10 protein-coding genes and 6 tRNA genes are annotated in these 12,964 nt (G+C 42.8%); 1 reads left to right on the top strand and 15 read right to left on the bottom strand.

The window, feature by feature from the left end; all coding sequences use genetic code 11:
* Window positions 1–30: 30 nt before the first annotated feature.
* From Q4443_RS07970 to tgt, 4 genes are all read right to left on the bottom strand, one after another.
* The gene (locus Q4443_RS07970; protein ID WP_000286399.1) at window positions 31–396 is read right to left on the bottom strand and encodes a DUF1033 family protein; all 366 of its coding nucleotides are present in this window, start codon (window positions 394–396) and stop codon (window positions 31–33) included.
* Window positions 397–549: 153 nt separating this feature from the next.
* Window positions 550–1,701 carry an N-acetylglucosamine-6-phosphate deacetylase gene (gene nagA, locus Q4443_RS07965; RefSeq protein WP_001134442.1) on the bottom strand — a complete coding sequence of 384 codons (1,152 nt, stop codon included), beginning with the start codon at window positions 1,699–1,701 and terminating at the stop codon, window positions 550–552.
* 140 nt (window positions 1,702–1,841) lie between these two features.
* Window positions 1,842–3,659 carry an acyltransferase family protein gene (locus Q4443_RS07960; RefSeq protein WP_049519117.1) on the bottom strand — a complete coding sequence of 606 codons (1,818 nt, stop codon included), beginning with the start codon at window positions 3,657–3,659 and terminating at the stop codon, window positions 1,842–1,844.
* A gap of 133 nt (window positions 3,660–3,792) precedes the next feature.
* Window positions 3,793–4,935, bottom strand: a complete 1,143-nt coding sequence (tgt, locus tag Q4443_RS07955) for a tRNA guanosine(34) transglycosylase Tgt (protein WP_049519118.1) — start codon at window positions 4,933–4,935, stop codon at window positions 3,793–3,795.
* Between the two features lie 116 nt (window positions 4,936–5,051).
* Between tgt and Q4443_RS07950 the strand changes: the two genes are divergently transcribed.
* On the top strand, window positions 5,052–5,909 hold the full coding sequence (locus Q4443_RS07950; RefSeq protein ID WP_049519119.1) for a DUF975 family protein: 858 nt from the start codon (window positions 5,052–5,054) through the stop codon (window positions 5,907–5,909).
* Between the two features lie 179 nt (window positions 5,910–6,088).
* On the opposite strand, the gene Q4443_RS07945 is transcribed toward Q4443_RS07950, so the two are convergent.
* The 11 genes from Q4443_RS07945 to Q4443_RS07895 form a co-directional block, all read right to left on the bottom strand.
* The gene (locus Q4443_RS07945; RefSeq protein WP_049519120.1) at window positions 6,089–7,300 is read right to left on the bottom strand and encodes a LysM domain-containing protein; all 1,212 of its coding nucleotides are present in this window, start codon (window positions 7,298–7,300) and stop codon (window positions 6,089–6,091) included.
* A gap of 174 nt (window positions 7,301–7,474) precedes the next feature.
* Complete coding sequence (locus Q4443_RS07940) at window positions 7,475–8,086, bottom strand: HAD family hydrolase (RefSeq protein ID WP_049519121.1); 612 nt, start codon at window positions 8,084–8,086, stop codon at window positions 7,475–7,477.
* A 3-nt stretch (window positions 8,087–8,089) separates the two neighbouring features.
* A complete protein-coding gene (locus Q4443_RS07935) occupies window positions 8,090–9,370 on the bottom strand; it encodes an MATE family efflux transporter (protein WP_049519122.1) in 1,281 nt (426 codons plus the stop codon).
* Window positions 9,371–9,430: 60 nt separating this feature from the next.
* Window positions 9,431–10,915: a threonine synthase gene (thrC, locus tag Q4443_RS07930; RefSeq protein ID WP_049519123.1), complete on the bottom strand. Its 1,485-nt coding sequence runs from the start codon at window positions 10,913–10,915 to the stop codon at window positions 9,431–9,433.
* 75 nt (window positions 10,916–10,990) lie between these two features.
* A complete protein-coding gene (locus Q4443_RS07925; RefSeq protein ID WP_049519124.1) occupies window positions 10,991–12,268 on the bottom strand; it encodes a glutamyl-tRNA synthetase in 1,278 nt (425 codons plus the stop codon).
* 184 nt (window positions 12,269–12,452) lie between these two features.
* Window positions 12,453–12,536, bottom strand: a tRNA-Leu gene (locus tag Q4443_RS07920).
* Between the two features lie 9 nt (window positions 12,537–12,545).
* Window positions 12,546–12,617, bottom strand: a tRNA-Gln gene (locus Q4443_RS07915).
* Window positions 12,618–12,630: 13 nt separating this feature from the next.
* Window positions 12,631–12,703 (bottom strand) — tRNA-His (locus Q4443_RS07910).
* Window positions 12,704–12,717: 14 nt separating this feature from the next.
* Window positions 12,718–12,788 (bottom strand) — tRNA-Trp (locus tag Q4443_RS07905).
* Window positions 12,789–12,799: 11 nt separating this feature from the next.
* Window positions 12,800–12,880 (bottom strand) — tRNA-Tyr (locus Q4443_RS07900).
* A 17-nt stretch (window positions 12,881–12,897) separates the two neighbouring features.
* Window positions 12,898–12,964, bottom strand: a tRNA-Phe gene (locus tag Q4443_RS07895).

Raw genomic sequence — 12,964 nt, 5'->3', positions numbered from 1 at the left:
ATAAAAAAAGCAACTTAAAAAGTTACTTTTTTATCTCCATTTCATGCGGCAAGAACGGTGTTTTTCTTGACCTGTTTGTTTTTCGTAGCCTGGACGTAGCTTTTCATCGGGGATGACTTGCTCATCCTGTAAAAGTGCCAAAGAATGGTACTGCTGCAAATACTCATCGCACTCATCACACCAGCGTTGGTCGGCAGGATCCCAAAAAATAGTCATCAAATCACTCCGACTTTTATAAAGAGGATTCTTCTTTTCCAGCTCAAACCAGCATGATTTATAATATTTTAGAGCATCATAATACTTGTCAAAAGATTGACTCATGATGACATCTTCTTCCCAACCTTCTATGAACCACCACGGTTCAAAATCCCCATACATTTCTATAACACGATACATTCTTACTACTTCCTTTGTATCGTATATTATATCTAATTTTTTATTACAAGAAAAGGATTTTGCTTGTTTCCCCCATTAGCAATTTCTTTAATCCTATTATTTTCATCTGATAATAAAAATAGGAGTCCTTTATTGACCCCTATTTTTATCATCTTAGGCTTGATAACGTTTCACACCATCTAGGTAGGTTGCTACCAATTCCAAATCTTTATCCAGTACGATAAAGTCGGCATCATAACCTTCACGGATTTGACCACAGACATCATCGATGTGAACAGATTTTGCTGGGTTGAGGCTGGCCATCATGACTGCTTCATGCGGATTCGCAATGCCCCATTCGACCACATTCTTCAAACCATCTTTGAGTTTAAGGATAGAACCTGCCAAATTGCCTGTAGATTTGAGGCGAGCAGTTCCATTAGCAACTACTACTGGGAATTCTCCCAACATGTAGTCGCCATCTTCCAAGCCACCAGCTGTCATACAGTCTGTGATAAGGGCGATATTTTCAGTTCCCTTTTGTTTGAGCAAGATATCACAGGCCTTTGGATCCACATGGTGACCGTCACAGATCAACTCTGCATAGGTATGTGGCAACTCATACATGGCTCCCACCATACCGAGCTCACGGTGAGTCAACCCACGCATTCCATTGTAGGCATGTACCCAAACGCTTGCTCCAGCATCCACTGCTTTTTTAGCTTCATCAAAAGTCGCATTTGAGTGTCCAAGAGCAACAGTCACTCCTTCACCCGTAATTGTACGAACAAAGTCTTCTACACCTTCACGTTCTGGCGCAAGGGCAATTTTATTGAGCAGGCCATTAGCTGCTTTTTGCCAAGCACGAAACTCATCCATACGAGGATCTTTCATGTAAGCAGGGTTTTGAGCTCCCTTGTATTTCTCTGTGAAATAAGGCCCTTCAAAATAGATTCCACGAATCTTGGCTCCACTTGCTTCCTGGTAACGAGCACCGATATTTTCAGTTACCGCAAGCAACTGCTCGTAAGAAGAAGTCAACGTCGTTGGCAAGAAGCTAGTAACACCTGTGCTAAGCAATCCTTCACTCATAGTATGAAGGGTTCCTTCGATGTTATTATCCATGACATCGACACCACCAAATCCATGAATATGGGTATCCACAAGTCCTGGGGCAATGCTATAACCGGTATAGTCAATCACCTCAGCTCCTTCAGGAATCTGTTCTACATGTTTACCAAACTTGCCATCCACAAGTTCCAAGTAACCGCCACGACGAACTCCGTGTGGGTAGAAAAACTGATCCGCTTTAATATAATTAGGCATAATGATAACCTCCTTGATAGATTGATTCTAGAATTTATTATGTCAATTACATTATAAACCTTTCTTTTTCATTTGTAAATGGTATAGACCTATTTTTCGTGGATATTTTAAAAGAGCTGGATTTCTCCAACTCTTTGATCTTATTTTGATTTTACAGGCAGTTCTTGAGCAGCCTTAACAGCAGCTGCAATCGTCTCTGCGTAAAGTTTAGCACCTTCTTCAATCATGTTGCTATCATTCCCAAAGTGGACTTGGTCGGTTCCAGCCCAGATTTCAGGGTGTTCCTTAGCGACCTTATTCCAGTCAGCGATGCTCACGTAAGGATTCTTTTCAGCTAATTCCCGCGCATAAGCCGCATACTGCTCCACTGATGTGTAAGTGTCCTTACTCTTATCTCCCTCATAAGGTGTCACCAGTATCAGATGGTGTCCTTTCGGTAGATTGTTCACGATGCTGTCCAAGTCATTCTTATAGCCTTCAGGATTATTGACTCCCGTTGCAATGACAACAGTTTTTAGCAGCGCCTTGTTCTGACTGTTATTGAGCATAATGTCATTGGCTTGCTTGGTCGTTCGACTAACCTGAGCATTGATATTTGCTTCAGGAAGTGCCTCTTGTAAGGCTGTATTGGCACGCAAGGCTACCGAATCTCCTATCAGGCTTGTTCCCTCAGAAATTCCTAGACGACTCAGTTCAGCTTGTTCAGCAAGAGTCTTTGTTTGTCCTATATTGGTCTGGGCTTGTTTGAAACCATTGACCATCAAGTCTGTCTCAAAAGCTCCAACTTGAGGAGCCACAGCTATGATAATCAAGCTAATCAAGGTAAGAATGCCAGCACCAGTAGCACTAATTGGTTTAATATGGGGCAATCGACTAATCTTCCGTATTAAAGGATTGGATTTACCGGCAATCAATGGCTCAATAATATAGAAGGATAGGATAGCAAAGAAATAAGAAAAGATAATTGTCAGAATAACAGCAGGCAGATTACTCATCAACTGAGAAAAGATAATATAAAAAGGCCAGTGGAAGAGATAAACCGCGTAGCTGGTATCCGCTAAAAATGTAATGATCCGAGGTTCTTGTATCTCAGGCGTTTTCTCATGCAAGACACGCGCAGCAAAAATCATGGTCACTGCCGCTAAACTTGCTAGCAAGAAGCCAAATAAGTACGCAAACAGGTAGGTGAACTTGACAAAGAAAGTCAAGAGCACTAACACCAAAAGCCCAGCAATAAACACCAGTAGATTTTGACGAAGGTCCCACATCCGGTCAAATTGCTTGACTAAATCGCTCGTCTGACGAACCCCCACAACTGTCGCCAAAATGCTTCCTAAAAAGAAGGGATAGACATGGGTCAAACTTGAAAAGTAGACAGATGAATAGGAACTCGCCATTAGACTACCAATAAACATGGAGAAAAAGCTAATGATGAAAGCTCCAGCAGAAAGAAGAAAGACCATCCCTCTCAATTGACTACTAGATTTTGAACGTTTCGATAAGAACCAAACCGCTAAGCCCCAAAGGATATAGTAGTGAACCTCAACAGCTAGGCTCCAGTTGTGAACAAATAGATGCGGAATGAACTGGGATTCATAACTACCCCCTGTTAACATTTCGTAGAAGTTGGTCATAAAACCGAGAACTCCAGCTATCTGGCCACCAATTCCAGCAACATAGTCTTGACGAACCAAGAAAGTAAAAGGCATGGTCACCAAAACCATCAGCACCACAGGTGGCACGATGCGGTAAAACCGTCTCTTAAAAAAGCCCAGCAAATCAATCTGATGTGCCTTCCCAAATTCTTCTAAAAGGAGGGAGGTGATCAAAAATCCTGAAAAAGTGAAAAAGACATCTACCCCAAAGAATCCTCCAGGAAAGATTGTTTGAAAGAAGTGGTACAAAAGCACCAAAAGTAAACCTGTAATCCTAATCAAGGAAAACCATTTAATACGCATACGAGTCTATTCTCCATTAAATTAGGAAGCAAAACACCACCTAATTTCCATTCCATTATACTCCCTATTCTATCAAAAAAATAGGAAAAATCCTAAGAGAAAACTTAGGATTTTGGCATTCTATTTTTACACTTTAGAAATTTCGCCCTGACTTGTTGTAGCCATATTTTTCTACAAAATACTCACGAAATTCCAAGAGATTGTCATCCATTATGGCTTGACGCACTTGCTTCATCAGATTGAGCAAGAAGTAGAGATTGTGGTAGCTAGTCAAGCGGATACCGAAGGTTTCGTCAGCCTTGAGCAGGTGGCGAAGGTAAGCGCGTGTATAGTTCTTACATGTGTAGCAATCACACTCAGGATCCAGTGGCGTAAAGTCCTCAGCAAACTGGGCATTTTTGACAACCAAACGACCTTGACTGGTCATACAAGTCCCGTTACGAGCGATACGAGTCGGCAAGACACAGTCAAACATATCCACACCACGAATAACCCCATCAATCAAGCTATCTGGCGCTCCCACTCCCATCAAATAGCGAGGTTTGTTTTCAGGAAGAAGTTGGGTTGTGAAGTCCAAGACTGCATTCATCTCTTCATGCGTTTCTCCCACTGCCAAACCACCGATAGAGTAGCCTGGGAAATCCATGCTGACAAGGTCATGAGCTGACTGACGGCGAAGGTCTTCAAAGCCTGCCCCCTGCACAATTCCAAACAAACCTTGGTCATGCGGACGACGATGAGCCTTCAAACCACGCTCAGTCCAACGGCTAGTACGCTCGATGGATTTCTTAACGTAGTCATAAGGTTGATAAAATTGAGGACATTCGTCAAAGGACATCATGATGTCTGAGCCTAGATTATTCTGAATAGAGATGGCCTTTTCTGGCGATAGGAACATCTTGGAGCCATTGAGATGGTTTTTAAAGGTTACTCCTTCTTCGGTGATATTTCGGCTATCTGCTAGGGAATAAACCTGAAAACCACCACTATCGGTCAAAATGGGTTGGTCCCAGTTCATAAATTTGTGGAGACCACCTGCGCGTGCGATGAGTTCGTCCCCAGGGCGAAGCCAGAGATGATAGGTATTGGACAGGATAATTCCTGATCCCATCTCCTTCAACTCCTCTGGTGACTGGGTTTTAACAGTGGCTTGGGTCCCAACTGGCATAAACATAGGTGTCGGGAAGGTACCGTGCGGGGTGATAATTTCTCCCAGACGAGCTCCCGTGTGTTTCTCTTTCTTAATCAAACGGTATTTGATTGGTGAATCTGACATTTTTTACCTCCGAAGCTGGGAAAAACAGTCCCAGTTCATACTTTGTGCCCAAAGGCATACTGTATGATTTTATCAAAAAAACCAGGAACTGTCACGAACTATGGTATAATGAGAGAATGAAATACCCAAAAATTGATTTAAAAACCATTCGTCTGCAGACGAGGCAGTTTCAGGCTGAAAATCCCCGCCTCTTTCTCGTCTATCTCTTACCTAGCATGCTGGTCATCTTATCAGGCTTTCTCAACCCCTTGGCTCGTCTCCAAGAAAGTGTTTTAGAGCAATCCTTTTTCAGCATGCTGGCACAAGTGCTCCAAGCCTATCTCTTCCCACTAGTGGTTTCTTTTGTGAGCACGATTTTTCTAGCAGGTGCTGCCTTTGCGACACTCCGACTCCTCAAGGATCCTGATACAGAACTCTCAGTAAAATCAAGCCTGGCCCTCTTTGCTGAAGAGCGCTTCTCGCAAACCTTCCTAACTCTGCTCCTCAAACGTTTCTACCTCTTTTTATGGAGCATTCCAAACTTAGTAGGCGTTTATTTTCTCTTTTATAGCAATCTCTTAGCTCGGAGATTTATCGCCCTACATCCTGAGTTTCCAAAATTAGACCTCTCATCCCTTGAAACAGAGCAGTTCCTTATGACCTTTGGACTCTACTTTTTCGCGAGCCTCATATTGATGATTGTAGGAAATGCCCTCTATATCCCGCAACATTACGCCTACTCGCAGGTAGAATTCCTCCTCTGCGATACTCTAGATTTAGGGCAGGCTAAACCCCGTCAAATCCTGAAAACCAGCCGTTTCTTGATGAAGGGTTACAAATTTCAACGCTTTGTCCTCGACCTACAACTACTCCCTTGGTACTTCCTCAACTGGATCACCTTTGGAATTGCTAGCTTTTCACTCCTTCCCTATATCCAAAACAATCACATCTTCTTTTACAGAGCCCTACTAGCCCGTAAACGTCGAAATGGATAAGAGCATACAAAAACCAGCGTCGTTCAGGACGCTGGTTTTCTTATTTAAAAAGCAAAATACTCAGCAGAGTCAAAATAGCAGGCCCACCTTGCTTCAGAATAATCTTCTTGTTTATCCTGAAGAATTTACACACAAAAAGAAGCGGGAACTCAATCAGTTCCCAACTTCCATTTTAATGATTAGTTCATTGAAACGTGAACGTGGTCATAGTGGTTTTCGGTTACGCTGCCACGGTCTGGCATTGGATTCCACGTGTAGGCTGGTCCATATTTACTATCATATGGAGCGTAGAAACGTTGTTTCCAGATGATGTAGTTGATACCACGGCTAGCCATATTTTTGACTGCATATTCTGCAATTTGATCCCCGAGTGCTGAACTCACTGGAACCATGAAGTCGATGGCCAAACCTTTACCATGGTCCCCACTGTCACCAGGACGGTAGCCACTAAAGGATGTAATCCCAAACAAGTTGGCTACTTCTTCTTTAAAGGCTGCTGTTTGTGGTTGAAGACCTGCATTCTCAGACTTAGCTACAGCAAGTCCTGCATAGTCAGGAGCCGCTGGAGCTGAATAAGTTCTTGAAGGAGTTTGGCTTTGCTCTGCTTGATAAGTCGAAGTTGCAGTGTCAGAAGTTGCTGTTGATGCTGCTGTTTCTTCTGTTGCACTTGTTCCTGTTGTATCAGCAGGCGTTTCAGTTGCTGGAGCAGCTGCTACTGGGGCTTCTGCTGGAGTTGTTGCTGCCGTTTCTTCGGTAGCTGGAATCGCCACTTGTGGAGCTTCTTCAACTGGGCGAGTTGTTTCTGCTACTGGTGCTTCCGCTAGAGTCGTTTCAGCTGTTTCTTCAGCTACAGGTGTTTCTGTAGATAGTGTCTCTTCAGCAACTGTCGCTGTCTCAGAAACTTCTGAACTTGGCGCTACTTCTGTTGGTTTTTCAGTCTCTGTTACAGTTGGAGCATCCTCAATTGGTTGAGAAAGATCTTCTACTTGAACTGTTTGTTCATCAACTGTCACTTGATTCGTCGTCAAATCAGCTGTCGCAGTTGTCACTTCCTCACTAGCATCTGCTTGAGGAGTTCGGATTTCAACTTCCGTTACCTCTTCTGCCTCATTAACAGTTGTAGTGAGGACAGTATCTGGGAAAATCAAGTCCATATTAGTGATTTTGTTCAAATTAGCAAGAACTGTCACATCTACTCCCAAAGCTTCTGCAATCGTGCTCAAAGTATCACCATACTGTACTGTATAGCTGTTTTTGTTCTCGTTTTTCGTCACGTCATTTTGGATTTGCTCAACGCTACGTGCTGTCCAAGAGATTTCTTGAGCTTTAGCTCCTAATGCGGGAGCAAGAGACAAGGCTACAGTTGAGGCTAAAATAATTCTTTTCTTCATTCGTTCATATTCCTTTCAAATGAGTACCTGTCTATCATAACACAAAAAAAGCAGAAAAAAAGCCCTCTCGGGCCTATTTAATAGAACTGTCTATTCCTTGTAACAAACTCGATTACTTGAAATAGTTTGTTAGGTTTCTGTCACAAAACTGACACAATCTTCTCGCTCCTAATCCTAGAAAATACGAGGAATATCTGCCAGTGCTTGAATCCTGTGATTCACTTCATAAGAAGACTCTAAAAAGTTGATGCTTTGAAGGCCACTATTCTGGGCAAATTCCACATCCAAAGTCCGGTCTCCTATATAATAAGTGTTATCAGGATCCAGCTGATATTTGTCTAGCAGATATGTCGCCGCTTCTGGACTGGGCTTGCGCGCAAAACCACTCTGATTAGTTAAAATTTCTGTGAAATAACATTCCAAACCCAAGTCACCTAGAATGGTAAAGGCATTGTCTCCCTTATGAGTATAGACAAACTGCTGAATCCCTGCTTGGTCTGCCCAAGCTAGCACTTCACGCGCACCTGGCATCAAAACTACCTGAGCATTCTTCTCAGCCAGACTCTGGGCACGCACCTGATTGAGCGCTTCCGCATCCAGATTTCTCTCTTCTGCCACCTTCTCCAGCAAGTCCTGCACAGAATACCTGAGGATAAACTCTCTCACTTTTTCCTTATCATAAGGAATAGAAAACTGAGCAAAGGTCTCCTCAATCCCTGACAAAATCGCTTCGTAAGAGTCCAATAAGGTTCCATCTAAATCCCAAATAAAGGCTGTTTTTTGCATTTCCTATCCTTTCAAACTCATATAACGCTGGTAACGGTAACGTAGAAATAACCAGCGAAAACCATTATCCAAGAGAGTCCCTGCCCAAATACCAGGCAAGCCCCAACCAAGAACAATCCCCATCAGATAAGCTGTGCCAATGCGGATACACCACATCCCAATACTTGTCGCATAAAAGGGGAGGCGAGCATTTCCCAAGCCCTGCCAAACTGCCGTATAAATAACGGTCCCTGTCGCCATGGGGGTTCCTAGTAGAGAGAACAGCGCCACCAAAACGCTCGCTTCGACTGCTACAGGGTCGGTCGTATAGAGATGAGTCAATGGTGTCCCCAAGGCATAGATACTGAGAGTTAAGGGCAACATGAGAAGCAGGGAAAGCCAAAAGGTTTGCTTGCTCAAATCATCTACTCTTTCCCAGTTATCCTCCCCAACTGCTCGAGCTACCTGCATGACCGTTGCCGTAGCCACGCCAAAGGCAGGCATATAGTTAAACTGGGTCAAAACTTCTCCGACTGCATTTCCCGCTACTGCCTCCGTCCCAAAAGAAACAACCAAGGCAATGATCACTACATCTCCAGCCCGCATCATGAGACGCTCTCCTGCTGCTGGCAAAGCCAAAGTCAATAGTTCCTTATCTAAACCAAAAGTCGGTTTCTCAAAAGGCAGCTTTAATTGCGACCACAAAATCACAAGACCGACTAAGCGAGACAAGATGGTCCCCCAAGCAACACCCGCTATGCCCATATCAAGGACAAAAATAGCTAGACTTGAAAAAAAAATATTCAAGGCATTGGATAAAAGACTAACATAGAGAGGCAGACGCGGATTATGCGTTGCACGAATCAAGGCACCTAGACTGGTCATCAAGCCCAAGAGAACAATCGATCCACCCACCAAAGATAGGTAGAGTCCACCACTCTCGGCCACATCCTGCTCAGTTCCCAAGAGCCCTATCATCTCTTGCCCAGCAAAGAGCGATAAAGCGCCTAAAAGTGCACTCAGCAATAGGGTTATCTTGAGAGCCTCTGTCACGTGATAAGCCAACTTGGACTGATCTTTCTGCCCCAAACTTTTTGAAATAACACTGGAGATAGCAGCTCCCAGAGCGATAAAAATCGCCTGGTAAATGGTGATAATATTGCCAGCCACTGAAACACCTGAAATAGCGATTAAGCCCAAGTGAGCGACCAAGTAACTATCCACCATGCCCATAAGCATCTGCAAAAAGTTTTCACCCATAGCTGGCAATGCAATATTAAGAATGTCTTTATTTTTCTTAAACAATCTCTCCTCCTGATGAAAAGAAACTCAGTTGGTTTCCCAACCGAGTTTACTCCCTCTGTCTTAAAGTCCTAGATAAGCCTCAACCGCTGCTTGCATGTCAGCAGCTGCCACTGTTGTTTTATGACGAACTGGAGCTGTTTCAAGGCCATCAACCGCTGGTGGCACTGCCACTCCTGAAATGTCATGTAATTGAGCCAAGGCTTCAAAGTCAGTCAAGCCTGCTTTTCCTGTTACCGCTTCTACGGCAACCACTGGGAACTTGTATGGACTAGCTGTTGAAGCAATCACTGTCTTAGCCGCATCCCCAGTAGCCGCTTTGTATTTTCTATAAACTGCTGAGGCAACCGCCGTGTGGGGATCCTCGATGTAGGCATCTGTTTGATAAACACGTTTAATTTCTGTCGCAGTTTCTTCCTCAGTCGCATATTCAGCTGCAAAGAGATCCAGAATCTCTGCATCAAAGTCTATCAATTCATATTGTCCTTGTGTACTCAAGGCATTCATGAGTTCAGCTGTCTTAACCGCATCATTCCCCAAAAGATGGAAAATTAAACGCTCTAAGTTTGAAGATACTAAGATATCCATAGATGGGCTAGTCGTTACTTTAAACTCACGTTTCTTATCGTAAACACGTGTTTTAAAGAAGTCAGTTAAAACATTATTGTCATTTGAAGCACAGATCAATTTACCAACTGGCAGACCGATTTGTTTAGCATAAAAGGCAGCCAAGATATTTCCAAAGTTTCCAGTTGGTACTGTGAAGTTGACCTTTTCACCAGCCACAATCTCACCAGACTTGACCAACTGAGCGTAGGCATAAACATAATAAACAATCTGTGGTACCAAACGACCAATGTTCATAGAGTTAGCTGATGAAAATTGCAGTTTATTGGCAGCCAATTTTTCACGAAGAGCTACATCGTTAAACATATGTTTCACATTTGTTTGTGCATCATCAAAGTTTCCATCAATAGCGATAACATGAGTATTGTCGCCAGTCTGAGTAGTCATTTGCAACTCTTGTACCTTGCTGACACCATCTTTTGGATAAAAGACGATAATCTCAGTTCCAGGCACATCCGCAAACCCTGCCATAGCAGCTTTTCCAGTATCACCAGATGTCGCTGTCAAAATGACAATCTTGTTCTCCAAACCATGCTTTTTAGCGGCTGTCGTCATAAAGTATGGCAAGATAGACAAGGCCATATCTTTAAAGGCAATCGTTGAACCATGGAACAATTCCAAGTTGTATTGCCCATCCAGTTTCACCAATGGCGCAATAGCTGGAGTATCAAACTTGCTATCGTAGGCATTGTTGATACAGTAGTCCAACTCCTCAGCCGTAAAGTCATCTAAAAATGCTGATAAAACTAATTTAGCCACTTCTTGGTAAGAAGCATCTTTTAATGTGTCAAAGTCCAAATCCACCTTTGGATAAGTAAGCGGAGTAAACAGACCACCATCCGTCGCCAAACCTTGCAAAATAGCTTGGCTGGCAGTTACTGTATTATTGGCATCACGCGTTGATTGATAAACTAATGTCATGAATCTCTATCCTTTATCTATAGTCTCTTCCATTATATCACGATTTTTCAGAAAATTCTCCCTTTATAAGAGAAATTATAATCCCAATTCTTTCTTCAAAGGCTCTAAATAAACCATTTCTTGCTTATCTCTTTTCTCCAGTCCTTCCTCAGCTAGGATGAGTAAGTCTTTAGAAAACTCGAGAACCGCAGCTTCTTCTTCATCTGTGAGTTGTTTTTTAGAAAATTGTCGTCTTAAAAGCTTATAATCACGACCAAATGTGGTAAAAAATGGTGCAGATTGCAAGTAAGCTTCTAACTTGTCTAAATTGAGCAACAAACCCAAATGAAAAGCCGCCGCAGCAAAGGTACGATTCAAGGGTTGCGTACAGACACTACGAAACTCAACTGTCCCTCGAGTCGTTAAGTCTTGGTACTGGTAACTACGATGAGTTTGGAAATCCTCCTCCTGAGGATGAATTAACACCTCATCCCCATTAAGGGTAAATGCTTGGATTTCAGGTGTAGCCAAATAGTCCCTAGCCTGAATCGGATAAAAATAATAGGTCTGCCCATCACGCTCCGCAGTAAAAATCGCAGAATGATTTAAATAGTCAAAAAAATCATCCTCATCTTTAAAGAGTCTAGTATTGACACCAACATTCTCTGGATAGATACCATGCATGGATTCTTCCCAAAAAATATCTCTCGAAATTTTGGTATCCCAATCTGCCCCTGAAAACTCAGAATTTGCAAACAAATAAGCTTTAGCAGCTTCAATTTGCGTAAAAGCATTGATAACACGCAGGTAGTTGAACCTTGAAATGTCTAGTTGAACCTGACTCCCACATATAAAGGCTCCATACTCAGGGAAATGATGTAAATCTGATTTAGTTACATTTCTACTCAAATTCAGATAATCCATCAACATCTGATAGCGGGGATAAGCCACTGGACAATTCTCATTTTTATCCCAGTTGGGATGAATGCCGCAGCCAACAATAGCATGATTAGCTCCCCCCAACTTATTCTGAATCGTAGCCATATAGAAGGTAAAGCGTTCTTCTACCTCTCGGATAGATTCAGCCTTTCCGAATGCAAACTCAATTGTCGTATAAGCAACCTCAAACAAGATCGTATCTTGGCTGACTGGATCAAGCAACTGAATTGGATTCCCAAAATCATCCACTTTTTCGATAGTAAAGCCCAGTACTAATGGTAAATACCGAAAGAGATCCTTAACAACTTCACCATCTGTAGCCTTACCCTCTAAATTTACAATAGGAAATTCTAACTCAATTCCAATAAATAAATCTGGGTTCTCTTTTATATTCTTTAAGTAACGTTTCTTTAGTAATTCAACAGACCGAGACATTAATCACCAAACTCTTTCATAATCAAAATAAATTGTGAATAAGTAATATTATACCAAAAATACACTAAAAATGACTAGAATAAGAAGAAAAAGATGTTTCATCAGTTATCTGTACTTAAAGAAAAAATATCAAAATCTTCACCAAATCAAAAAACAAGGTCCAAAAACCTTGTCTTTATTACTATACCGGCGGCCGGGGTCGAACCGGCACGTCCTTGCGGACACTGGATTTTGAGTCCAGCGCGTCTGCCAATTCCGCCACGCCGGCAAATAGTAACTGGGGTAGCTGGATTCGAACCAACGCATGAGGGAGTCAAAGTCCCTTGCCTTACCGCTTGGCTATACCCCAATAATATAAAATAGGCGAGTGATGGGGATCGAACCCACGCATGCCAGAGCCACAATCTGGTGTGTTAACCACTTCACCACACCCGCCATAATCATATTAACACGGGCAGTAGGAATTGAACCCACACTGAAGGTTTTGGAGACCTTAGTTCTACCTTTAAACTATGCCCGTAACTAAAGTAATGGAAGGGGAGGGATTCGAACCCCCGAACCCGAAGGAGCGGATTTACAGTCCGCCGCGTTTAGCCTCTTCGCTACCCTTCCAAGGTATAAATAAAATATGGCGCGAGACGGAATCGAACCGCCGACACATGGAGCTTCAATCCATTGCTCTACCAACTGAGCTAC

Origin of the sequence: Streptococcus sp. GP0011 (assembly GCF_030546305.1) — a bacterium.
Taxonomy (GTDB): Bacteria; Bacillota; Bacilli; order Lactobacillales; family Streptococcaceae; genus Streptococcus.
The sequence above is the reverse complement of the archived record's forward strand: the minus strand, read 5'-3'. Positions and strand labels throughout refer to the sequence as shown.

Excerpts from the sequence above, each read along its gene's own strand:
- Q4443_RS07970 (WP_000286399.1), bottom strand. The coding sequence starts at position 396 with ATGTATCGTGTTATAGAAATGTATGGGGATTTTGAACCGTGGTGGTTC.
- nagA (WP_001134442.1), bottom strand. The coding sequence starts at position 1,701 with ATGCCTAATTATATTAAAGCGGATCAGTTTTTCTACCCACACGGAGTT.
- Q4443_RS07960 (WP_049519117.1), bottom strand. The coding sequence starts at position 3,659 with ATGCGTATTAAATGGTTTTCCTTGATTAGGATTACAGGTTTACTTTTG.
- tgt (WP_049519118.1), bottom strand. The coding sequence starts at position 4,935 with ATGTCAGATTCACCAATCAAATACCGTTTGATTAAGAAAGAGAAACAC.
- Q4443_RS07950 (WP_049519119.1), top strand. The coding sequence starts at position 5,052 with ATGAAATACCCAAAAATTGATTTAAAAACCATTCGTCTGCAGACGAGG.
- Q4443_RS07945 (WP_049519120.1), bottom strand. The coding sequence starts at position 7,300 with ATGAAGAAAAGAATTATTTTAGCCTCAACTGTAGCCTTGTCTCTTGCT.
- Q4443_RS07940 (WP_049519121.1), bottom strand. The coding sequence starts at position 8,086 with ATGCAAAAAACAGCCTTTATTTGGGATTTAGATGGAACCTTATTGGAC.
- thrC (WP_049519123.1), bottom strand. The coding sequence starts at position 10,915 with ATGACATTAGTTTATCAATCAACGCGTGATGCCAATAATACAGTAACT.
- Q4443_RS07925 (WP_049519124.1), bottom strand. The coding sequence starts at position 12,268 with ATGTCTCGGTCTGTTGAATTACTAAAGAAACGTTACTTAAAGAATATA.